17 protein-coding genes are annotated in these 24,776 nt (G+C 46.1%); 13 read left to right on the top strand and 4 right to left on the bottom strand.

Going from position 1 to position 24,776, the window contains the following annotated elements; all coding sequences use genetic code 11:
• Window positions 1-51: 51 nt before the first annotated feature.
• From BBD42_RS03585 to BBD42_RS03575, 3 genes are all read left to right on the top strand, one after another.
• Entirely contained in the window at window positions 52-1,731 is a 1,680-nt protein-coding gene (locus tag BBD42_RS03585; RefSeq protein ID WP_099517029.1) for an ABC transporter substrate-binding protein, read from the top strand.
• 209 nt (window positions 1,732-1,940) lie between these two features.
• The gene (locus BBD42_RS03580; RefSeq protein ID WP_099517028.1) at window positions 1,941-5,417 is read left to right on the top strand and encodes a glycoside hydrolase family 2 TIM barrel-domain containing protein; all 3,477 of its coding nucleotides are present in this window, start codon (window positions 1,941-1,943) and stop codon (window positions 5,415-5,417) included.
• Between the two features lie 142 nt (window positions 5,418-5,559).
• Window positions 5,560-6,267, top strand: coding sequence for a DNA alkylation repair protein (locus BBD42_RS03575; RefSeq protein WP_099517027.1), 708 nt, complete (start codon window positions 5,560-5,562; stop codon window positions 6,265-6,267).
• A 308-nt stretch (window positions 6,268-6,575) separates the two neighbouring features.
• Here BBD42_RS03575 and BBD42_RS03570 read toward each other — a convergent pair whose 3' ends face one another.
• From BBD42_RS03570 to BBD42_RS03560, 3 genes are all read right to left on the bottom strand, one after another.
• Window positions 6,576-7,232, bottom strand: coding sequence for a TetR/AcrR family transcriptional regulator (locus tag BBD42_RS03570; RefSeq protein ID WP_099517026.1), 657 nt, complete (start codon window positions 7,230-7,232; stop codon window positions 6,576-6,578).
• 66 nt (window positions 7,233-7,298) lie between these two features.
• Window positions 7,299-8,117: an oxidoreductase gene (locus BBD42_RS03565; protein WP_099517025.1), complete on the bottom strand. Its 819-nt coding sequence runs from the start codon at window positions 8,115-8,117 to the stop codon at window positions 7,299-7,301.
• A 209-nt stretch (window positions 8,118-8,326) separates the two neighbouring features.
• On the bottom strand, window positions 8,327-8,983 hold the full coding sequence (locus tag BBD42_RS03560; protein WP_099517024.1) for a TetR/AcrR family transcriptional regulator: 657 nt from the start codon (window positions 8,981-8,983) through the stop codon (window positions 8,327-8,329).
• Between the two features lie 208 nt (window positions 8,984-9,191).
• On the opposite strand from BBD42_RS03560, the gene BBD42_RS03555 reads away from it, so the two are divergent.
• The 5 genes from BBD42_RS03555 (at window position 9,192) to BBD42_RS03535 (ending at window position 20,282) form a co-directional block, all read left to right on the top strand.
• Complete coding sequence (locus BBD42_RS03555; protein ID WP_099517023.1) at window positions 9,192-9,770, top strand: DUF4256 domain-containing protein; 579 nt, start codon at window positions 9,192-9,194, stop codon at window positions 9,768-9,770.
• A gap of 587 nt (window positions 9,771-10,357) precedes the next feature.
• On the top strand, window positions 10,358-10,927 hold the full coding sequence (locus BBD42_RS03550; RefSeq protein ID WP_099517022.1) for an SF0329 family protein: 570 nt from the start codon (window positions 10,358-10,360) through the stop codon (window positions 10,925-10,927).
• Between the two features lie 138 nt (window positions 10,928-11,065).
• Entirely contained in the window at window positions 11,066-12,211 is a 1,146-nt protein-coding gene (locus BBD42_RS03545; protein ID WP_099517021.1) for a response regulator, read from the top strand.
• Entirely contained in the window at window positions 12,211-15,264 is a 3,054-nt protein-coding gene (locus BBD42_RS03540; protein ID WP_099517020.1) for an ATP-binding protein, read from the top strand. Before BBD42_RS03545 ends, BBD42_RS03540 begins: the two co-directional genes overlap by 1 nt.
• Before the next feature lie 218 nt (window positions 15,265-15,482).
• Window positions 15,483-20,282: an Ig-like domain-containing protein gene (locus BBD42_RS03535; RefSeq protein WP_099517019.1), complete on the top strand. Its 4,800-nt coding sequence runs from the start codon at window positions 15,483-15,485 to the stop codon at window positions 20,280-20,282.
• Between the two features lie 192 nt (window positions 20,283-20,474).
• Here BBD42_RS03535 and BBD42_RS03530 read toward each other — a convergent pair whose 3' ends face one another.
• Window positions 20,475-21,050 (bottom strand): flavin reductase family protein, encoded by a 576-nt coding sequence (locus tag BBD42_RS03530; RefSeq protein WP_099517018.1) that lies wholly within the window; start codon window positions 21,048-21,050, stop codon window positions 20,475-20,477.
• 179 nt (window positions 21,051-21,229) lie between these two features.
• Here BBD42_RS03530 and BBD42_RS03525 point away from each other — a divergent pair, with 179 nt between their 5' ends.
• From BBD42_RS03525 to BBD42_RS03505, 5 genes are all read left to right on the top strand, one after another.
• The gene (locus BBD42_RS03525; protein ID WP_099517017.1) at window positions 21,230-21,826 is read left to right on the top strand and encodes a TetR/AcrR family transcriptional regulator; all 597 of its coding nucleotides are present in this window, start codon (window positions 21,230-21,232) and stop codon (window positions 21,824-21,826) included.
• A gap of 31 nt (window positions 21,827-21,857) precedes the next feature.
• Window positions 21,858-22,820 carry a helix-turn-helix transcriptional regulator gene (locus tag BBD42_RS03520; protein ID WP_099517016.1) on the top strand — a complete coding sequence of 321 codons (963 nt, stop codon included), beginning with the start codon at window positions 21,858-21,860 and terminating at the stop codon, window positions 22,818-22,820.
• 117 nt (window positions 22,821-22,937) lie between these two features.
• Entirely contained in the window at window positions 22,938-23,564 is a 627-nt protein-coding gene (locus BBD42_RS03515; protein ID WP_099517015.1) for a type 1 glutamine amidotransferase family protein, read from the top strand.
• Window positions 23,565-23,635: 71 nt separating this feature from the next.
• A complete protein-coding gene (locus BBD42_RS03510; RefSeq protein ID WP_099517014.1) occupies window positions 23,636-24,040 on the top strand; it encodes a DUF3224 domain-containing protein in 405 nt (134 codons plus the stop codon).
• 182 nt (window positions 24,041-24,222) lie between these two features.
• Window positions 24,223-24,753 (top strand): DUF3841 domain-containing protein, encoded by a 531-nt coding sequence (locus BBD42_RS03505; protein WP_099517013.1) that lies wholly within the window; start codon window positions 24,223-24,225, stop codon window positions 24,751-24,753.
• Window positions 24,754-24,776: the final 23 nt, after the last annotated feature.

The raw sequence follows: 24,776 nt of genomic DNA, 5'->3' as shown, positions 1-24,776 counted from the left end.
GTTTCCGTTATATATAAAAAAAAGCTCGAACCAATAAGGGGAGGCAAAACGATGAAATTTGGTAAATCATTTGTAATGGGATTGCTGGCGCTGCTGCTTATGTTTATGACGGCATGCACGTCTGGAAGCGAAGGGACTTCGGGCGGCAACAACAAGCCGGCTGCATCAAACGCGGCAGGCACGACCGAGCCGGCAGCGGGTGAAGCTAAGGATTATACTTTTGGGGAAGACCAGACGTTCCACTCCAATGAAGCGGTGTCCTACTCCATGATGTACAGCGACCATGAGAATTATCCTTATAAAAAGGACTGGAGACTATGGAGCGCGATTCAGGAAAAAACGAATGTAACCTTCGATTTGTCGATTACAGCTAGAACCGAATATGAAAATCAGAAGTCTTTGCTGGTAAATAGTGGAGACGCGCCTTATATTATTCCTAAGACGTATGATGAATCCGCTTTCGTGGCAACGGGCCAAATTGTACCCGTCAGTGATTGGGTGCAATACATGCCGAACTATATGAAAGCCGTGAAAGACTGGGGAATGGAAGAGGATTTGAAAGCCAAGCTGAAGGAAGACGGAAAATATTACGTCCTTCCAGGCATGTGGGAGATCGCTGGCGGCGGTTATTCCTATATTATACGCAAAGATGTGTTCGAAGCGGCAGGAGTAGACGTCGAGGGCCAGCAAGGAAATTGGACGTACGAGGATTTCTACGCAGCAATGAAGAAGGTTAAGGAGCATACGGGTGCAAAATACGTCATCTCCGACCAGTTCAAGGGCGAATCGGCTTTGAACATTACCGGTGTGCAGTATGGCGTTACAGGAGGCTGGGGTTTGTCTAACGGTCTGGTTTTTGACCATGATAAGCAGCAGTTCGTATTTGCCGATGACTCGGATGACTTCAAAAACTATCTTGGTTATTTCAATAAGCTGGTTACGGAAGGCATTATGGACCCTGAAACCTTTACACAAGAAGATGATGTGGCAAAAGCTAAATTTTTCAAAGGCGACACTTACGTCATAAGCGGGATCTATCAGGTACTGGCTGATTTCAAGAGCAAAATGCAAGATCCGAACAGCGAATTATATATGATTACCCAGCCCGGCGGGCCAAAAGGACAGCTTCAGGTCGAGACCTCCCGTTTGGAAAACGGCATTATGATCAGCCAGAATGCGCTTGATGATTTGGGCGAAGAAGGTTTTATTAAAATGCTTCGTTTCATAGACTGGTTCTGGTACTCCAATGAAGGACAAATGCTCAGCCTATGGGGCGTAGAAGGCGAGACGTATACGCTTGATGCGGAAGGAAATGTCGTGCTTAATCCGGAAATTTATTACAACGGGATGAATGAAGGAGCGGCAAAACAGCTGAACGTCGATTACGGCTTTGCCGGAGGGATGTTCGCCTACGGCGGCTCTGAGAAGCTGAGAATGTCCAAGATGACCGAAGGCGAGCAGGACTTCGTAAGCCGCGTTCAAGCGACACGGGAGGCGCGCAAGCTCGTACCGCCGATCATGTCCACTACAGAGGAAAATGAACAGATGAAATTGATCTCGACGCCGCTTATGGATTTCGTCAAGACGATGACCTTAAAGTTTATTATTGGCCAAGAAAGCTTCGACAAGTGGGATAGCTACAAGGCTCAGGTTGAAGCGAATGGCAGCACGCGTTATACGGAGATGGCAAATGATATTTTCCAGAAGACGAAAAGCGTCTTAGGCTATTAATTTCTAAAAGCAAAGGGCTCGGTGTGCAGTCTCCCTTAGGGGGCCGCACCTAGCCCTTTTTGAAAATATAGGAAAGGGGATCATTTCGTTATCCTATCGCTATATTTCTCGGAATGAAACGCGCCGCTCCTCCAAGGACGGGGACAGCCGTTTCACCTTGAGCTATTAGCCTGTTTATCTCAAAACCTATGAAAGTGAGCTGTTGGACCATGAATACGAAAATACTTTTCAATGATGGATGGGCATTTGCCAAAAGCGGTCTGGACGTTGCCGAACATGCCGGGCTTCGCTTCGATCCGGTCGATCTTCCTCATGATTGGTTGATTTATAATACATTGGCGCTTTACGAGAATAGTATTGGCTGGTATCGCAAGACGTTTATAAGGTCGCGGAGTGATCGTGAGCTCTTGCTCTGCTTCGACGGCGTGTACATGGATTCTACCGTATACGTAAACGGCCAGCCTGTAGGCGAATGGAAAAATGGCTATGCATCCTTCGAGCACAATATCACGTCTGCGCTCATTGATGGGGAAAATGAAATCGTCGTGAAGGTGGTGCATCAGAGCCCGAACAGCCGCTGGTATTCGGGAGCAGGCATCTACCGCAACGTCTGGCTCAAGGAGCGGGACAACAATTACATCGTGACGGGCGGTGTTTATGTTGCAACCAAGCAGCAAGAGGGCGGCACTTGGCTAGTGGAAGTAGAAACGGACGTACATCTTGATGAAGATGTGCTGTTGTCGCATAATATCCTCTTTCAAGGGCGCACGATCGCAACCGCTTCGGAGCGGGTAGAGGCTGGACGCGGCGTTGTCACGAAAAATAGCCAAACGTTAACCGTTCATGATCCTTTCTTATGGAGTACGGACGAACCGAATTTGTATCAGATCACCACGCGATTGCAGCGGGAATTGCCGGAATTCGGCGGGGAAGAGCGCTGCGAAGATGAAGGTGAGAAATTGGAGATGCTCTCGCAGCCTTTGGGCTTCCGAAGCATTATTCTTGATCCGCAGCAGGGGCTTCAGGTCAACGGGAGAAAGCTGAAATTGAATGGGGTTTGCGAGCATCATGATTTTGGTGCGTTAGGAGCAGCATTCAACATCTATGCGCTGCGAAGAAGATTTGAGCTGCTCAAGGCGATGGGTGTGAACGCCATTCGCACAGCGCATAATATGCCAGCTCCAGAGCTCATGGATTTGGCGGATGAAATGGGACTATTCGTCGTTACGGAAGCTTTCGATATGTGGGAGCGATCCAAGACGGCTTACGATAACGCAAGGTTTTTTAAGGATTGGGCGTATGCGGATGTAAAAAGCTGGGTGCTCCGCGATCGGAATCATCCAAGCCTGCTCATGTGGAGCATCGGCAATGAAATTTACGATACGCATGCCGACGAGCGAGGACAGGAAATAACCAGAATGCTCATGGACTATGTATTGGAGTTCGATCCGAAGCACAATGCCCGGGTTACGATTGGCTCGAATTATATGCCGTGGGAAAATGCGCAGAAATGCGCCGATATCGTAAAGGTTGCGGGCTATAACTACGCGGAAAAATATTATCGCAAGCATCATGAGGAGCATCCGGATTGGATCATCTACGGCAGCGAGACCGCATCGGTCGTCCAGAGCAGAGGGATTTATCATTTCCCATTCGAAAAATCAATTCTTGCCGACGATGATGAGCAATGCTCGGCCCTGGGGAACAGCTCGACAAGCTGGGGCGCCAAGTCGGCGGAGGCTTGTATTTTGGCGGAGCGGGATACGCCGTTTTCGCTTGGCCAGTTTTTATGGACGGGATTCGATTATATCGGAGAGCCGACGCCGTATCATACGAAAAATTCCTATTTTGGCCAGCTAGATACGGCTACATTCCCGAAGGATTCCTATTACATCTACCAGGCGGCTTGGACAGATTATAAAACGAAGCCGATGGTCCATCTCTTCCCGTATTGGGATTTTAATGCGGGGCAAATGATCGATGTCAGGGTTTGTTCGAATGCCCCGAAGATTGAATTGCAGTTTAATGGGGATACGATTGGAACTTACAATATTGATCACGAGCATGGAACAAAGCTTGTGGGTTGGTGGAAGGTGCCTTATGCGGAAGGGGAAATGAAGGCTATCGCCTATGACGAGCATGGCAACGTAATCGCAACCGATGTTCGAGCCTCGTTTGGGGATGCGACAAAGCTTCGTCTTGAGGCCGATAAAGCGGTGCTGACGGCGAACGGTACAGATTTGATTTTTGTGGAAATTGGTATGCTGGATGATCAGGGGCATTCGGTAGACAACGCGAACAATCGTGTTCACGTCGAGGTGACAGGCGCAGGCCGATTGCTTGGGCTTGATAATGGCGACAGCACGGATTTTGATCCGTATAAGGGAACAAGCAGAAGATTGTTCAGCGGCAAGCTGATGGCGATTATCGGGGCGACGCTTGAGCCGGGGAAAATCCGAATCGAGGTTTCCTCCAAGGGGATGCAAGCTCAGGTGGCGGAATTTGAGTCGCACCCTACAAGCGATGTGATCGATGTGAACGATGTAAGCTTGAACGGCATTTCAGCAAATACGAGCAATCAAGAGCTGGCATGCGTGACGGGAGAGGATGAGGAAACGCCGCTTCGAAAAATCGAAATGATTAGCGGCTCTGGGCAAATCATAGATGAATCGACCAAAGAAATCGTTGTTCGAGCTAAGCTATGGCCGGAAAATACGTCGTATCGAGACGTGGAATGGCGTGCCGTAACGGACGAAGGGATTGATTCAAATATTGCCAAGGTCGAAGCGAATGGGCTTGAGGCGAAAATATCCGCTATCGGCGACGGTGCCTTCCGTCTGCGTTGTACAAGTAAGAACGGCACGGACAAGACGAAGCTGATTTCCCAGCTTGAGTTTAAGGCAGCAGGTCTCGGAACTGCTTACAAGGACCCGTATGGCTTCATCTCGGCTGGGCTTTACGATTACAGTAAAGGCGAGGTTGGGAACGGCAACGAAAGAGGCGTAGCGACAAGCCGGGATGGCGAGACGCAAGTAGGCTTCCACGATATCGACTTCGGCCCGTATGGCTCCGATACCATTACGATGCCGATCTTCGCCTTGTCCAGCGAGGCGTATACGCTGCAAATTTGGGAAGGGATGCCCGGTGTGGAGGGAAGCAGCTTAGTTGCCGACGTCATCTATCAGAAGCCGTCCAAGTGGAACGTCTATCAGGAAGAAACGTATCGTCTGACCAAGAGGCTTCGCGGCATAACGCCGATTTGCTTCGTGCTTCGCCAGAAGGTGCATATTAAAGGATTTTCTTTTGAACGCCAAAATAGGGCTTTCGAGCAAAATGCGGCAGCCTCCTGCGATCGGGTATATGGCGATACCTTTACCTTCGCAGATGAGCGTGTGGAAGGCATCGGCAATAATGTTTCACTCGAATTTGCACATATGGATTTTGCGGGTGAAGGCGCTTCGAAGCTAGTCATCAGTGGGAGCTCGCCGATTGACAAAAATACGATCCATATTCGATTCGCTGGCGAGAACGGCGAAAGCAATCAGCTCGTCGAATTCGAGAAGTCGGAGGGATACGAAGAACGGACATTTGAATTGGAGCAGGTCACAGGACTGCAGAAGGTGACCTTCATCTTTCTGCCGGGCAGCAACTTCGACTTTGGCTGGTTCCGCTTTTTGCATCTATAATAGAGGAAGCACGAATAAAACTTCATTTCAGTCATTGGACTAGCTGCGTTCCATATTAAAATAGGGGTACAGCGGGGATGCTGAATAGGAAGAGATGATAGCGGAGCAAACTTTACTATAGAGCAGAAGGCAGGGATTTCGGATGAATGTCGAAGAAGTTATGCAGGAGCTTGAAGCGCTCGGCAAGGAGCGCACCAAAAAAATATATGTTTCCAATGGAGCCCATGAGCCGTTGTTTGGCGTGGCGACAGGTGCGATGAAGCCGATTGCCCGGAAAACGAAAAAAAATCAGCCGCTGGCCGAGCAGCTTTATGCGACCGGAAATTATGACGCAATGTATTTTGCCGGCGTTATTGCGGAGCCTAAGGCGATGACGGAGGCTGACTTCGATCGCTGGCTGGACGCTGCCTATTTCTTTATGCTGTCTGATTACGTCGTAGCGGTAACGCTGGCGGAAACGGATATTGCACAAGAGGTGGCCGATAAATGGATTTTAAGCGGCGAGGAGCTGCGCATGTCGGCAGGCTGGAGCTGTTATTGCTGGCTGCTTGGCAGCCGTCCGGACAGTGAATTTTCCGAGAGCAAGCTAGCTGGGATGCTGGCGACGGTCCGCGATACGATTCACGATGCTCCTGAGCGCACCAAATATGCGATGAATTATTTCGTCTATACGACAGCGGTATCCTATGAGCCTCTGCATGCCAAGGCGGTCGAAACCGCCGCAGCTATCGGGCCGGTAGAGGTGACGGATTCGAAGGCCAAGAGCAAGCAGCTCGACGCAGCTGGCAATATTCAGAAGGCCGTCGATAAAGGGCAGATCGGCTTCAAGCGCAAATACGTAAGGTGCTGACAAGGCTTGACCTGGCTCAGTTCTCAATTGACATTGAGTATGGAAGCGTCCATACAGCATGATGCCGCTCAACATTTTGAGTAAGCTATTCCAAAAGGTTCAGGCCCCAGCGGCTTGAACCTTTTTCATGAGACCGTCATGAATCAGGCCAATTGATGAGACAACCCTAGTAGTTCATTCAGCACGGCATTAGCATTTTGTATAGATAAGCTCTGGACTCTTTTGCATTTTTTCCTCCTCTAAAGTTCCAAATCAACTACCGATTCTGCATATAAAGGGGGAAGCAGAGCCCCGACAGGAACGGGGACTCATCGTCTCCCTTGGAAATAACCATCGAGATAATAGGACATTGTATCCATAACATCGGCCTTGAAATCGCGCTTAAAACCATGCATGCCGTTTCTTTCAATAATTTCAATCACTTCATTCGGCAAGGTAGCAGACAATTTGCAGCCAGTAATAATCGAGGCTTCCGCTTGGAAAATATCCATCACTGCGGCTTCCGTCACAATGCCGCTGTCGCACAGCAAATTTGTCATTATGATCATTTTGTTATAAAGACCGGATTTCAGCTCCAGCATTACTTCGGCATCAATATTCTTTTCCAGCACCGATGTGCGAATAGACTCAAGCCGAATATACAAAGGATTGTGGTCGACCAGCTCGATGAGCTCCTTCATAACGAGTTGCTTGAAATCGTCCTCATTATTGATTCGTGTTTCTATAATCATATTCATCAGATGCTGGAGCCTTTTTTCATATTCCCTGGTGAGCAGATGGAAAAACAACGATTCCTTTGTTTTAAAATAGACGAACAAAATACCCTTAGACATGTTCATTTCTTTTGCAATATCCGACATCTTGATCTGTTCATAATCATAGGAGGTAAACAGCTCCACCGCTTTATCCAGAATGGATTGGGCCTTCAAGGCCTTTGCCTCATTTGTCATTGCACGCTTTGCCATCTCAACCTCCATTTCAAACAACAACTCGATTTGGAGTCGTACTATAACAGGGACAACACAACACAGTTAGCTGAATCTTTTAATCATTTTGTCGAACACGCGATCACCAAAAACGGTTTTGATAAATACCATTGGTTTTGCGCCAAAGCCAACCAGATAACGGGTTTTCGGCTTTTTGACCGTTGCGGCCTTGCCAATACAGCGAGCGATCACTTCCGGCTTGGTTAGGCTGCTGCCAGAATAAGTCTTCACCATATTATCGGCCGATTTATTGGCAGCCTCCATGTAAGCTCCCTTTGCAGAAGCGATTCTGAGATTCTCGGCTGCGATGACGCCCCAATCGGTGGCAATTCCACCCGGCTCGATGACAATGACATCAATTCCGAATGGTTCGACTTCCAATCGCAAGCAATCGGAGAAGCCTTCAACCGCGAACTTAGTAGCATGATACCAGCCGCCAAAAGAGGTCCAGACCTTTCCTCCCATAGAAGAAATGTTGATGATTTTTCCGAATTTATGTTTTCTCATGCTAGGCAATACAAGCTGAGTCATACGAGCGAGCCCGAACACATTCACTTCCATTTGACGTCTTGCTTCCTCCATCGGCACATCCTCTACTGCTCCGTATGAGCCATATCCAGCATTATTGACGAGTACGTCAATCCGGCCTTCCTTCTTCAAAATTTCGTTCACGCAGCTGACCATCGACTCTTCATTGGTCACATCCAGAGAAATCGTGCGTATCCCCAATTTAGCGAGATCCTGCATCATCTCTTTGCGGCGGGCTGCACCGTATACAATAAACCCTTTGTTGTGAAGCTCGATGGCTGTCGACTTTCCAATACCTGCAGATGCTCCTGTAATTAGCGCTACTTTTTTGCTCATTTTTTATTCCTCCTGTTATAGTTGACTTGTGGTCAATTATAAATGACTTAAGGTCAATTGTAAAGGGCCAATATACTTTAATGGTGAATAGGCTGGACAAATGAGGATCACAATAAAAAAAATGAACAACAACAAAAGGGCATCTGCCTCGTTTTTTGACGAGCAGACGCCCTTTAATGGACTCTTATAGTGTTCTAAATAGAGGTAATCTAAAGGCTATCCCTTTTGTAACCGTCCAAATAATTTTTCATTGTTCGGAGAACATCTGTTTTGAAATCACGTTTGAATCCTTCTAGACCGTTTTCCGTAATGATTGCTTCAAGCTCCGCTGGTATCATGGAGGAAAGCTTGCATCCAATGATAATGGAGCCCTGTGCTTGAAAAATATCCATCACTTCCGATGGATCTAATATATTATTTTCACAAATTAATGCTGTCATTTTCATCATTTCGGCATATAAATTTGTCTTCAGTCGCAACATCAGTTCAGCATCTACATTTTGCTCAAGAACGGCGGAACGCATAGCTTCCAAGCGAATGTAGAGCGGATTATGATCAACGAGTTCAATCAGTTCAGTCATAACTAAATCTTTGAAGTCGTCGAATTTTTGTATTTGGCTAGCTTGAATCATTTCCGTAAGCCTAATAAGCCTTTTTTCATATTCTGTGCACAGCAGGTGAAAAAAAAGCGATTCCTTCGTTTTAAAATAAACGAACAAAATGCCTTTCGACATATTCATTGCTATAGCAATATCAGACATTTTAATTTTATCGTATTCTGAAGAAGCGAACATCTCTGCCGCCTTATCTATAATGGCTTGGGCTTTTAAAGCCTTTGCTTCATCCGTCATTGCTCGTTTCGTCAAAGATATCTCCTCCATTCTAAAATAAAGGTATCATCATATGGTTTTGGAGTCAAAAGAAGCAGCATTGAAACAAGCAATGCGGCATGTGAAACGATAGACGAGGCAGGAAATCGCGTAACGAATGTCAAATGAAAGGAGGATGCACACGTAAGGTCGGAAGGTTGGGTAAGCGGCTTGCAGCAGCATGATATTGAAGGGAGAAATGAACATGACAACGCGTTCAAACAGCTCTACAAAGGAGCTGTCTGCAGAGCTGCGTGAGGAATTGCTTAAAGTCTTGAAAGCCCGTTTTAATAAAAATATAGATCGGCATAAGGATCTTGAATGGGCTAACGTACAAGCAAAGCTTGAAGCTCAGACCGAGAAGCTATGGTCGCTTTATGAAATGGAGAGAACCAGCGGTGAACCGGATGTTGTTGATTACGACAAGGAGACGGGCGAGTTCATTTTTTATGATTGTTCGGCGGAAAGTCCTAAAGGTCGCAGAAGCATTTGCTACGACCGTGAAGCGCTAGAGTCACGAAAAGAGCATAAGCCGCAAACTAGTGCGATGGAAATGGCAGCATCCATGGGTATTGAGCTTTTAACAGAAGAACAGTATCGGGGGCTGCAGGAGCTTGGGAAATTCGATTTAAAAACGTCCAGTTGGGTGAAAACACCCGCTAATATTAGAGAGCTCGGCGGTGCTGTTTTTTGTGATCGTCGCTATAACACAATTTTCTTATATCACAATGGAGCAGAATCCTATTATGGCGCTAGAGGGTTCCGGGGCTGGTTAAGGGTCTAGCCTTTCAGGTGGAGACCGATTGATTTTTTACATTAGATAGCAAGAAATAGGTTAACCTCTTCCCTCATTACATATATTGTTTATAAAACATCGGAAGGCCAAATTGTAAAGGAATACAACAATAGAGATATTGTCCCGATTGCGAATTCGGATGTCTCTCATGGATGAACAGAAATCGATTATGTATTTGCTTTTAATAAAAAAAGATACTTGAAGTGAGAAGAACACCTGTACTCTATGGGCTGTTCTTTTTTTAATTAGTAGGGAAGTGTGAACAGTTACTCGCTTACAAATAGATGTTTAAATGATTGCTTGCTACTTTGATTAGAGTTGGGAATTAAGTGGCAGGCATCAGACTTGACCTTATTTTAAATATTTACCTAAATTGGAAACTTTAAATTTTTCCTCCGACATTAGGATGGTTTGCGAGGCAAACCACGTTAATAGCAAGAATTATGTTAACCTCCCCTGTAGCAGTGGAGGTTTTTTCATTTGAACATAGTGGATTGAGGATTGGTTATTGTATTATAGATGATAGCAAGACTGTATCGAGAGGCAGTTATTAATAGAGAACATAGGAGGAATACATGTCCTGGAGCAAAATGAAACAAAATCTGGAGAGTTTTCTTAGTCCTGCGTTACAGGGAAGGGTTGAATATCGTGCAACCAGCTATCGTTATTTGCCTGATAAAGCAGGGCTTTGTTATATTGCGGTAGATAAGAAGAATGTGCTCAATATGAGTGATAGGGCTAACGCCATCAGATGGTACCAGACAGAGCTGGAGATTAAGAATGATTCAAGCATTCAAATTCCTATCAGCATGGAAGAAATGGAAGCCGTCAGAAAAGAGACCAAGGGTTTAGTTCCAGAGGATCGTCTAATCGTCATTGCCCGAAGCAGAAAAATTTCCGAGCATGCAAAGGAGCTTATGGCGGCACAGTCCTTATTAAGCAAATCTAATTTTATCACTGCAGCGACTAAGTTTTTATCCACCTCTATTGATGAAAGTATGGAGAGCCATGATATTTTATTGAATATACTAGCTTTGGTGGACAGGCGCGTTGGGAAAAAGCGGATTTTAAACATGAGCGAGAAGATGAAGCTAAAGCATCCGAGTGTGCAGTATTTTTATGAACTACGGCTTAGTACGTTTTAGAAATAAAAGGCTAGATGTAGTCAGTTATTTGCGAAATATAAAATATAAGAATTAATAAGTTTCCCCCTTACATAGTTAAGTTAGTGTTCTCCGTGCAGAGAAGGTTACATGCAAAAAAGTTGAAGGAGACAAGAACGAATGATTCGTGTAATGCTCATTGACGATGAAGAGGATGCGCTGGATTTGTTGGAAATATTGCTTGGGCAAATGGGCGATGTTCAAGTCGTAGGAAGATATTTGAATCCGATTCAAGCGATTGAGGCTGTAGGCCAGTCACTCGTAGATGCCGTGTTTCTAGACAACCAAATGCCGGGAATGAAGGGCACGGAGGCTGCCAGAATCATCAGAAGCATGTTCCCGCAAATGCCGATCGTATTCACAACGGCTTTTGCCGAATATGCGGTCGAAGCGTTTGAAATTCAATCGATCGACTATTTACTGAAGCCATTTACGATAGATAGATTACAGAACACGGTGTCGCGCATAAAGCAGACCTTAGCCGAGTCCGCTATTCTTTCACGCCAAAGAGCAGGGACCGCCCCTGCTGTTCAATGCTTGGGAGGCTTCCAGCTTGTACTGCCTGATAACACGAGCAAGGGACTGACATGGAGGACGAAGAAGGAAAAGGAGCTCTGCGCGTTTTTAATCCATTATGCCGGAAAGTCTGTGAATACTGCATCTATCATTGAGGCATTATGGCCGGGTTATGATCTGAGCAAGGCGAAGACGTATTTGTATACATGCCTGTCTTATTTAAGGAAAAGCCTGGCGGAGCATCATATTCCAATTCATATTATAAAAGCAGATCAAGGCTTTGGCGCTTCCTTGGACGGCGTGACGGTCGATGTCATTGAATTCGAGCAGCTGATCAGCAGCACCTTGGCTATGGTGGAGCTGGATGAAAGGTCCTATCATAAAATAAACCAGCTGTACAAAGGTGAATATATGGAAGCCTGCGATTTTAATTGGGCTACTGCTAGACAGCTGGAAATTAAATCCTCTTACGTTCGCTTGCTTCGCAGAGGGTATGCGCATTTTCAAATTCAGGGCAATCTTTCGCTTGCAATAGACAGCCTGCAAAAGCTATTGTCGTTAGCCCCGGATTCGGAGCTGGACGGACGCGAATTGATTAAGCTGCATTTGAAGATGGGCAATCGCAATGAGGCGTACCGTGTCTGTCTACAGCTGCAGCAAGCAGTCCGCTTGCACTTGGGAGCTGACCTAGAGGCAGAGACCTTGCGGCTAATTGAAGAAACGACAGACCAAACAGAGCGGCAAGCCTGATGAGAAAAAAAGTTGCGGCGGCGCTGATCACTTTAACTTTGTTGATTGCAACCTACGTCATGCTATTGACTTATTCAACGTTCCAGCTGAAGCCTATGCCGGCAGCAGTGAATGGAATTATGGACTTAACGGCGTGGAGGTTCGAGGAGGAAGGGGCCGTTCGATTGGATGGGCAGTGGGAGCTTTACCCGAATCAATTGCTCACCCATCAGCCCGCTCTCTCCTCTGGCGCTGCGGGGGATATGTCACCGGCGCTGATTCAGGTTCCCGGATCATGGTCAAAGCAGATAGACACCATTGGCATGGCGACCTATCGCTTGCAGCTTCAGATGGGCGATACGGGCGGAGTCTATGGCTTGAAAACAGCGTCGATCCTGATTTCCAATCGGCTCATTGTTAACGGCGAAATCGTCGGATCAAGCGGGAATCCGGCTGAGCAAGAGCATTACAAAGCACTTAATAAACCATATGTAAGCTATTTTACATTGCAACCAGGCTGGAATGAAATTCTGGTTCAGGTAGCCAATTACGAATTTCGTGTTGGCAGCGGAATTGGTGAATCCCTTCTCTTAGGCAAGGCTGAGCAAATGACCAGACTTCGCGATCAGGCTACCGCTCATGATTGGGTTGCGTTAACCGCATTTCTGATCATGGGGTTATATTTTATCGGATTATTCTCGCAACGTCGAAATGATTTATCACTGGTGGTGTTTGGCTTCGTTTGCATATGTATAGCTATATTTACAAGCGTAAGCGGTGAAAGAGTGTTATTTAATGCGGTCGGCTCCTTTCCATTCTGGCTGTACTTTCGCATCCAGATGGTCTCTACAGTGGGTGTTGGTCTAGGATTTTTCCTTTATGTCTATACCGCTTTTCGGCCTTACTGCTTTAAATGGCTTACGCGAGGAGGGCTAGCCTTTGGAGTGATACTTGTCATGCTGAATATGGGTCTTGCCTCCCAGCTTTCAACAGGCCCCTTTCGCCAATTGACGTCGCTATATGTAACGATCTCGTTACTGTACGCCACCTATGTATTCGTATATACGGCTTTGCATAAAGTAGCGGGCAGCGGGTTTTTAGCTGTGGCGGCAATGGCATTGAATGCGCTAGTGTTAAACCAGAATATGAACGTTTATTTCGGTGTGCCGATCTATACGCTTCCGCCGATTGAGCCTTTTCTTGTGCTGCTAATGCTTGCCTTGCTGATGTCGCTCCGTTTCTCGAACGCCTTCCAAAAAATTGAGGAGCTGTCCGGGCAATTGCTGCAAGCGGACAAGCAGAAGGATGAGTTTCTCGCCCGAACCTCGCATGAATTCAAGACGCCGCTTCATGGTGTATTGAATATTTCTCAGGCTATGCTAAGCGATGCCGTGCATCCGCCAACTGTGGAGCAGCGGGAAAAGCTTCAGATGATTACCGACATTACAAGGAAGCTTTCGCAGCTCGTTTATGACATCTTGGATTTATCCAAGCTGAAGCAGGGGGAAATGAGGATGGTTCCGGTGCCGATCGATGTTCGTTCGGTAGCGGAGGTTCAGGTGCGCTTTTATTCCTATCTATGCACGGAAAGCGAGATTGGGCTTGTGAACCAGGTGCCAGCGCAGCTGCCATCTGCTTTTGCCGATGAAATTCGCTTGAGTCAGATTATCGGAAATTTACTGGATAATGCGATTAAGCATACGAAAAACGGAGAGATCATCATTACCGGAAGAGAGCAGGGAGGTAGACTCGAAATTTCGGTGCAGGATACAGGAGAAGGCATTGAGCCGCAGGACCTTCCCCATATTTTTGAACCATTCAAATCACTTGAGGGAGCACACCATCGCGGCTTTGGATTAGGGCTGCCCATTGCGAAGCAACTGGTCGAGCTGCAAAAGGGAACGATTGCAGTTGTTTCCACACAGGGAGTCGGTTCGACCTTTACATTCACGCTTCCGATTGCCGAAGAGCAGGGAGAAGCGCCTCGGCTCTTATCCAATTCAAATCCTCAGGCGATGCTCAAGGAACCCGATTATTCTTTCCATACGCCGTACTATTCAAATCCGGGCGGAAAGCACACGGTTCTAATCGTCGACGATCAGTATGTGAACCTTAAAGTTTTAATAGACGCTCTTCAAGCTTTCGACTATCACGTCATTGCGGTCAAGAATGGGTACGAGGCGCTGGAGCAGCTGGATCAATCGGGCCGAATCGATCTCGTTATCCTCGATTTAATGATGCCAGGCATGTCGGGCTATGAAGTGTGCCAGGTAATACGCAAGCAATATTCGCTGCTGGAGCTGCCCGTTCTAATGGTTACGGCAGCTTATCAGCCGCAAGATAAGGTGGCGGCCTTCCAAGCGGGTGCGAACGATTACTTACCAAAGCCGTTTGATCTTAATGAGCTAAAGGCAAGAATCGGCAGCTTGCTCGCCATGAAGGAGTCGCTTGGCCGTGCTGTCCACATGGAGGTGGCGTTTTTACAATCGCAGATCAAGCCTCATTTTTTGTATAACGTGCTGAATAGTATTGTAGCATCCAGCTATAAGGATGTAGAGCGCGCTCGGAAGATGATTGTTGATCTGGCCGATTATCTGCGAGGAAGCTTTCGGTTCAGCAACACGGAGGAGCGCATCGGGTTTGCGGAAGAGCTTAGCCTTATTCGAACGTATGTGGACATTGAGCGGGCCCGCTTCAAGGATCGTATTCGTTTCGAATATGCGATCGAGGAGGCTGCTTATGGCTTGCGTATGCCGCCGCTTGTGCTGCAGCCGCTTGTAGAAAATGCGATCCGTCATGGCATCGGTGATCGCATGGAGGGCGGAAGGGTCACAATGACGGTGGAGGAGCTGGATGGAGGCTGGCGATTTGTCGTAGCCGACAATGGAGTCGGAATTGCGCCTGAACGATTGGAGACGCTGCTGGAACGGAGCGATACGGCTGAGCAGCAGGGGGTCGGCTTGCGTAATATTAACAAGCGCTTGAAATACGAATACGGGATTTCGCTGGAGCTGGAGAGCGAGCTAGGGCTCGGTACGAAAGTCACCATACATATTCCTGCCTCGCGTGTTTAACAGGCTGTTAGGCTTAACAAGACAGGTTTTCAAAATAGGCTTCCACAACAGGTTCTCATCGTTTTGCGATGGGGCCTATTTTTTGTAGAAAAATGTCGGTTTTTAAGGTTTTTTTAAGGTGTCTTCCTGTATGCTGAGCTAGATCATATGGACTATGCGACAGAATGCTAATGTGGAGAGGAAGATGAAGTTTGATCCAAGTAATAAGTAAACACAGAATGAACGATAAATTCCGAAAAACGGTACATCTTGTACTTGCTGTTATGCTTGTTCTATCGCTTCTATCAAGCGGAGGTACGGCTTGGGCGGCAAACGAATGGACATCAGTGGATGGCGGCGGTACGAATGGCATAAACGTAAACGTAAACGCTGCAAGAGATGGCGAAAACACGGTATTAGCGGTATTTAGAAATGAAGTATATGCAGCATGGCAGGAACCGAATGGAACGGCGAACCAAATACGTGTTAAGAAATATAATGGCACGAGCTGGATAAGTGTCGACGGTAACGGGGCAAGCGGAGTGAATGTAGATCCTGCAAAAGCGGCGACTACCCCTGCTATGGCTGTTTTTAACGATGAATTATATGTCATATGGGTTGAAAGAAACTCAGCTACCACCATTAATCAAGTAAAGGTCAAGAAATATAATGGCACGAGCTGGACGAGCGTTGATGGCGGCCCAAATGGACTAAACATTAATGCCTCAATAGGAGTATCATACCCTGTTTTGTATGAATATGACAATAATCTGTATGCGGCTTGGAGCGAGGCTAACAGCAGCAACGCCGGTCAAATCCGGATCAAAAAGTATGACGGCACGGCTTGGACAAGCGTTGACGGCGGTGGCGCGAACGGTTTGAACGCAAATACGTCATTGGGAGCGGGTCTTCCTAAAATGGCAGAATACAATGGTTCTTTATATGTGGCGTGGAGTGAATCCAACGGAAGCGCTGTTCAAGTTCGCGCCAAAAAATATGATGGGACGAATTGGACGTCCATTGACGGCGGAGGTACGACCGGTCTGAATGTAAATGTGGCAAAAACCGCAGCCAACCTCTCATTTGCTGTATTCGACAACAACTTATATTTGGCATGGGACGAAGTAGTCGGAACGAATGATAATCAAATTCGAGTCAAGAAATACGACGGAAGCACTTGGACGAGTGTAGACGGCAACGGGACGTATGGTATAAACAAGGATATTAATTTCAGAGCAAACTATGCTGAGTTAACGGCACTCGATAACGCTTTATATGCAGTGTGGCAGGAGTACAATGGAACGGCTTTTCAAATTCGGGTTAAAAAATATGACGGTACGAGTTGGACGAGCGTAGATGGAAACGCAGTTAAGGGCTTGAACGTAAACGTCTCGAGGGCCGCACAATTTCCTGCGGCAGCAGCGTTAAACAATGTTTTATATGTTGGTTGGCAGGAGACCAATGGAACGTCTACTCAAATCCGAGCGTCCAATTATGTGCCGCCTGTGCCTCCGACAATTAATAGCGTAACGGTGAGTCCAGCCATTGCAAGCGTTGCACAAGGAGGAAGCAGACAGCTCACCGCTACGGTGGATGCAGCAGGCGGGGCAGCGACGACGGTGACTTGGACGAGCAGCGACGCGAGCAAGGTCGCGGTGAACAGCACGGGGAATGTAACCATAGCGGCAGATGCCGCGCCTGGCGATTACACGATCACGGCAACATCGACGGTGGATAGCAGCAAAACAGGAACGTCGACGATTACCGTCACAGTGGCGCCGGCTATCAACAGCGTAACGGTGAGCCCAAGCACGGCAAGCGTTGTTCAAGGAGGAAGCAGACAGCTCACGGCTACAGTGGACGCAGTAGGAGGAGCGGCGACGACGGTGACTTGGACGAGCAGCGACGCGAGCAAGGTCGCGGTGAACAGCACGGGGAATGTAACCGTAGCAGCGAATGCAACGCCTGGTGATTACACGATTACGGCAACGTCGACGGTAGATAGCAGTAAAAAAGGCACCTCGACGATTACCGTAACGGCAGCGCCAGCAGTTAACAGTGTAAGCGTGAGCCCGGTCAGCGCAAGAGTTGTACAAGGAGGAAGCGAGCAGCTAACAGCTACGGTGGATGCAGTAGGCGGAGCAGCAACGACGGTCACTTGGACAAGCAATGACGCGAGCAACAAGGTGGAAATAGACAGCACGGGGAATGTAACCATCGCACCGGATGCCACGCTAGGCGATTACACGATCACGGCAACGTCGACAGCAGATGGCAGCAAAACAGGAACGTCAACGATTACGGTCACAGCAGCGCCAGCCATCAATAGCGTAAGTGTGAGTCCGAATAGCGCTAGCGTTGAGCGGGGAGGAAGCAAGCAGCTCACAGCATCAGTAGATGCAGTGGGAGGAGCAGCGACGACGGTCACTTGGACAAGCAATGACGCGAGTAACAAGGTGGAAGTAGATAGCACAGGGAATGTAACGGTCGCATCGGACGCCGCGCTAGGCGATTACACGATCACGGCAACGTCAACGATAGATAACAGCAAAAAAGGAACATCGACGATTACCGTCACAGTAGCACAAGCCATCAACAGCGTAACGGTGAGTCCAAGCACCGCAAGCGTCGTGCAAGGAGGAAGCGAGCAGCTCACAGCATCTGTAGATGCAGTAGGAGGGGCAGCAACAACGGTCACTTGGACGAGCAACGACGGAAGCAACAAGGTGGAGGTAGACAGCACAGGGAATGTAACCGTCGCACCGGATGCCGCGCTAGGCGATTACACGATCACGGCAACGTCAACGATAGATAACAGCAAAAAAGGAACATCGACGATTACCGTCACGGCAGCAGCTTCCTATTCAATCGCTGCCATAACGGATCAAACGTTAACGGGACTTACTCAGGGTTACGAATTAGGTACCCAAGAGACTAAGAGCATTCCAGTCATGAATACCGGCACCGGCAATTTGCTGAACCTGTCGGCAGCGCTTAGTGGAGTAAATGCTAATGATTTTGTTATGACACAGCCGAATTCTACTTTAGCAGGCAGCGCATCAACAAGCTTTGATATTCATGCAAAAGATGGTTTGCCAGCTGGCACCTACACGGCAACGGTAACCATAACTGCGGATCACATGACACCTGTAACATTTGACGTTACGCAAGCAGTGAACTTGCCTAATGCTCCCGAAAATCCGCAAAATCTTGTGGCTGTCGGCGGCGACCGTCAAGTTGCGCTGAACTGGGGTGCAGTATCGGATGCAATCCAATACCGTGTTTACATGGCAACGGATGCTGACCCAAATAACCTCGTTGAAGTGGCGATTGTCACATCACCTACTTACAGCGCACAAAATTTGGTCAACGGTACCACCTATTACTTTGTAGTAAAATCAGAAAACGCAGGCGGCTTGAGCGGGGCGTCGAACCACACAAGCGCGACTTCATCAACCATCCCGGGAGTGCCAGCTAACGTATCCGCAGTGGCGGGCAACGGACAAGCTGTCGTAACCTTTACGGCTCCAACTGATAATGGCGGAAGCGCGATTACAGGATATGAAGTGACCGCTTCACCGGGGAATATCACCGTGATCGGAGGAGCAAGTCCAATTACGCTCACAGGCTTGACGAATGGAACAAGCTACACCTTTACGGTAAAAGCGATTAATGATGCAGGTAGGAGCGCTGCTTCTGCGGAATCGAATACAGTTATTCCAGCAGCATCAAATACGCCATCTCAGCCTTCTGCTCCATCGACATCGGGCAATACGAGCACTGCAAACAACGGTGTGAATATTCTGGTTAACGGGAAAGTTGAGAATGCGGGTACAGCTACGGTGACAAAGCGAAACAATCAAACCGAAATAACGGTGATTGTGGATCAGAAAAAACTGGATGAGCGACTTGCTGCAGAAGGGCAGCATGCCATAGTCACAATTCCGATTGATCAAAAATCCGACATTTTCGTTGGAGAGTTGAATGGCCAAATGGTGAAAAACATGGAGGACAAGCAAGCTGTTCTGGTGTTCAAAACCGCAAATGCGACATACACGCTTCCAGCAGGCCAAATCAATATCGATGCTATATCCAAGCAGGTTGGCGAATCAATAGCTTTGCAAGACATTAAAGTGCAGATTGAAATTGCCATCCCGACAACGGATACGTTGAAGCTTGTGGAGAACGCAGCAGCCAAAGGCCGGTTCACCCTTGTCGGCCAGCCGCTGAGCTTTACGGTGAGAGCTGTATATGGAGATAAGATCTTCGAAGTAACGAATTTTAACGCTTATGTGGAGAGAACGATTGCGATTCCGGATGGCGTTGATCCGGGCAAGATTACGACAGGAGTTGTCGTTGAGCCGGATGGCTCCGTACGCCATGTGCCGACTAAAATCCGAAATATGAACGGGAAATATGAGGCTCAAATCAATAGCTTGACCAACAGCGAGTATGCGGTCGTATGGCATCCGCTCGAATTTAGCGATATGATGAATCATTGGGCGAAAAATGCCGTTAACGACATGGGGTCTCGAATGGTTGTCGACGGAACGGGCAACGGGATGTTCAGTCCTGACCTGGAGATCACCCGCGCCGAATTTGCAGCGATCATCGTTCGCGGATTAGGACTCAAGCTGGAAAATGGAGCAACACCATTCTCGGATGTGTTGTCGTCCGATTGGTATAGCAGCGCGGTCAATACTGCGTATTCATACCGGCTAATTAGCGGCTTTGAAGACGGCACGTTCCGGCCGAATGACAAAATTACGAGAGAACAAGCGATGGTTATTCTATCTAAAGCGATGGCGATAACTGGGCTGAAGGATACGCTGCTCGAGCAATCGGCAGACCATGCCCTTCGTCCGTTTGCAGATGCAGCGAAAGTAGCCGCATGGGCACAAAGCAGCGTTGCGGACAATGTGCAGGCTGGCCTTGTATTTGGAAGAAACGGGGCTTTACTTGCTCCGAAGGGGAACATGACCCGTGCCGAGGTTGCAACTATTATCCAGCGATTATTGCAAAAATCGGATCTGATTTAAGCGGTTAACGTTCATAAAGTCCTGTCACTATCGAGCCTCGCGCTGGATAGTGGCAGGACTTCTTATTTTTTGGGAAAAATTGATTTATGATAAAGTAATCCGTGTTAGGAGTCTCGAAATTTGATAAGATATATTCATACGGCTAGCCTATTCAACCTGTGTTAACCATAGTCTTTGTTTCTCCAAATTTCTTTATTTAAAACGATACTTTACATAATCTTTTTGCTCCGAATCACCATTGAAAGTAGCATATACGGAACGCCCTAAATAAAGAGGGACTTCTAACTTATTCATATTTGGCATAGTCCAGCCATCTATTTCTATAAATTTTTCTTCATCTTTGTAAATAGTCTGGATTTCTCCTGTTACAAAGTCATGGCTGCCATAGTTTCTTGAATCTATTACCTTGCACTCATAAGCAAAATAGGCTTCTTTTAATATGGGAACGTTCAGATTTATGCCATTGTCATACTCGATGTTATACTTAGAGAACTTATCTTCATCTCTCCCACTTCTAGTTCCTACAATCTGAATGAGTTCAGCAAGGTTTGCCGGAACAAAATTAATACCAAAATTACCGCTTTTCATAATCAAATCGTATGAATAGGTTTCTTTTCGTAACGAAAAACCATAAATTAGAGGAGCATAACCTATCGTTGTATGAAAGCCTGCCGACATTATATTTTGCTTATCTTCATAGCTAGATGTGACAAGAGCCACCATACCAGGGTAAGCATGCCCTGAAACATAATCAATCGGTTTTCTCATTTGTAATCCTCCTTATTTTTACTGTTCGATCAATGTATGATCTGGCAACAGTTGTTGTAAAGTGAATTGTAAATGGATGTTCATTTATCTTCAATCATCAATGCTGGCGTTTTATCGCTTAAACAACAAACCAAAAAAATAGTTGTCCATCTCTATAGGAGAGAGAGGAGTAAACAGGAATGACACCAAAAATAGATCCGCGTATTTTACGAACAAGAAAATTGTTAATGGATGCTTTTATCAAACTAATATTAAAAAAGAGCTTCAAAGATATTACGATAAAAGATATTACGGATGAAGCTACTGTTAATCGTGCGACTCTTTATTCCCATTTTAACGATAAGTATGAATTATTGGATATCGTCATTAAAGAAACGGTAATAGATAACACTATTAACAACCTAGATTATTTCGATAAATTAAATGAAGAAACTTATGTGAAAATTTTTCTTGCCTTAACTGATTTTCATACAGAGTCGATTACAAATTCAAACTTAAACGCCCAATGCAGAAGGAGCTATGAATCATTTAGCACAATCGTTGAACAAAAAATGAAAACAAATCTGGAAAACTTATTTTATTCTCTACTTTTAAAACAACAGTCTAATCTTGAATCGGAAGCTTTAAAGCTGGGTGCACTTATATTAAGTTCTGGCATTTACGCAGCATCAGTAGATTGGATCAATAAAGGGTCTCCCTCGGCAGAACAATATATAGAAAAAGCCTTGCCGTTTATAGTGACCAAAATCGATAATCTAAATCATTTATCTGGTTAAGAGGTTTATATAGAAACTGAGGGTTGCTGATATGCCAAAAAACGATAATATGCTGGCCATTCTCTGGATGCTGAATTCGGGCATGAAAATGACGGCAAAACAAATAGCTGAAAAGCTGGAAATAAATATAAGGACCGTTTATCGGTATATAGATGCATTATGTGCCAGTGGAGTGCCGATCATATCCGACACAGGCCATAATGGCGGGTATCGCTTGCTCAATCAATTTATCAGATCCCCTCTGCTATTTGATATGGAAGAGAAAAAGGCGCTCCTTCATGCGGCTGCTTTTGCCAAAGAGGCCGGATACCCTTTAAGCGAGGCGTTAGGCAATGCGACCTCCAAATTGAAAATGTATTCAAACGAGGAGCAGGAAAGCATGCTTAGCCGCCAGTTAGCCGGTTTTGAAGTGATAAACCGCAGCGGATACCCTTCGGTTCAGCCGATATTGGCGGAATTGGAGCAGGCTGTAGCAAATGAATACGCTGTAGAAATGGACTATCGCACAGGACGGGAAGAACAACCTAGGAACAGGGTGATAGACCCCTATGGAATGGTTAACTGGAACCATAAATGGTATACGGTTGGATTTTGCCACCTAAGGAAGGAGATTCGCAGTTTTCGGGTAGATCGAATTGTGCAAATCAAGCGGACTTCCCTGCTCTTTAAGCGTTCGGAAGCATTTTCGGCCCGTGAATTTTTTATGCAAAATCTGTTGCCTAAGTTAGTCGGCAAGGAAGGATTAATTCCTGTAATGATTGAAGGCAGAGCAGAGGCATTGGATGACTTATGCTTGCATTGGTTTATGGGGCATCATCTGCAAGAGCGGACAGCCAATCAAGCCATCTTTTTACTTGAGGAAACATCCATTCAGACACATGTCCCGTATTTTCTCCTATCCTATGCGAAATCCATTAAAGTCGTCGAACCACAGAGTTTGAAGGACAGGCTTGTTGGTGCTGCATCGGAGTTAATGGAATATTATCGGCTTTAATAGCTTCACTGACAGCAGCTGTCAGTGAAGCTATTTTATAATGGGGGTAATCATGGATTGCCGATGCATGGATGGTTGGAATCCCTTGATGAGTTGTAAAATAAGGGGAACTTGCAAATGACGAATATAGTCTATCTTTATGTGTTTGACACGATGTCAGACTGGGAAATCGGTTATTTAACAGCCGAACTGAACACGGGAAGATATTATAAAAAAGGGCTGGCTCCATCCAAAATCGTTACCGTGGGAATGGATAAGACGCCTGTAACGACAATGGGCGGATTGAAAATAAGGCCAGATATCAGACTGGATGAGTGCAGCATTGAAAGCACAGATACATTGATTTTACCCGGTGGAGAAACCTGGACAACCACCATTCACCAACCCATTTTAGAAACGGCGGAAAGGTGTTTAAAGGAAGGGGCATTAGTGGCAGCGATTTGTGGGGCTACAATCGGACTTGCCCAGACGGGGCTGCTGGATTCACGCTGGCATACAAGCAATGATTTGGAGTACCTTAACATGATCTGTCCCACTTACACAGGCGAAAAATATTACAAGATGGAGTCTGCTGTAACGGATGGAAAACTAATTACTGCATCTGGCATAGCACCATTGGAGTTTTCTGTACATGTCTTGAGGGCGCTGGAGGTGTATTCACCAGATACATTAGATGCCTGGTATAGCCTGAATAAGACGCAGGAATCCAAGTATTTCTATGAATTGATGAATGCCATTGGGTGAAAATATAAGCAGGGTCTCGTTTTAAAATCAAACTTATTTTAATTATACTATTTTGAGGAAAGAGTGATGATATGGAAACAGCTATTTTTACTGTAACAAAATGGGAGGAGCAACCGATTGAAAATAATCTTAGCAACTTCCCCGTTAATACTGCAAAAGTTGAATACGAAATTAAAGGGATTTTGGAAGGGAAAGCAACTTTAGAATATTTGCTATATTACTTAGATAGTACGATTGAAGATGCTGAAAAGGCCAAATCCAAAATTGCGGGGTTTCTGCACTTTGAAGGTCATTACGATGGACATTATGGAACATTTACAGCCTGTGAAAACGGCATGTTTGATAACGGCACTCTTGATAGCCCCGCTCAAATCATTAACGGCACAGGAGAGTTGGAAAAATTAATCGGAAGCTACAACTATAATTTCCTCGGTCACACGAGTGAATTGGTATTAAATTTCGAATTTACAAAATAGGCTGTTTACAGCAGCTTGCTCGTCATCGTTTGGTAATCGGGGAACTTCCTGAACAGGAGGTTCTTTTTTTATTTTCCGACTTATTCATATATTAATTTGGTGGGAATTGGTATGCTTTAAAGAGGAAGTTACCTTCGAGGAATTCGTCACGACCATATTAAAAAAAACAGGAGAGATATGAAATCGGCATATATTGGACGCTTCAAAGAGAAGAAATTTGGAGCCTATTTGAGAATCAAGGGTATCTAGAAGGCTCTGAAAAACATGCCCTGTTTCCACAGGAATATCAGTGGATGATGACTAAAATGAACGAAAGGCTTCCCAACTATTCCGGAGAAAGTCCTATTTGGCTATGGGTACAGAAGCCGGATATGCGTTCGTCAGGTCATTTTGAAAGCTGTACCTCTTGTGTAAGAATACGTCTAGAGTTGGATGATAAAGAGGTATTAATTTCTGATTTTGATGATTGGCATTTAGTTCTAAATGATAGTTTCTTAGCTGATAACGAAAAAGAGTGGGATGACTATCATTTAGGAAAGCTGTCTATGAGCAAGGAAGAGAGCTGGGATCGAATATTCGATTTCAATAGACTGCGTGATCCTGATTGGCATGGAACGGACAGCAGATGTTCTCAGGGAGTTGCTGGTAGGATCCATATAAGCAGAGTCAATAAGGTTGAGCATTTTGTGACAAGGAAGCAACGTGAAATATAGGGAGGGGATAGATAAGGTGAGCA

Source organism: Paenibacillus sp. BIHB 4019 (genome assembly GCF_002741035.1).
Classification (GTDB): Bacteria; Bacillota; Bacilli; order Paenibacillales; family Paenibacillaceae; genus Pristimantibacillus.
Note: the sequence above shows the minus strand (reverse complement) of the source record. Positions and strands in the feature narration are given on the sequence as shown.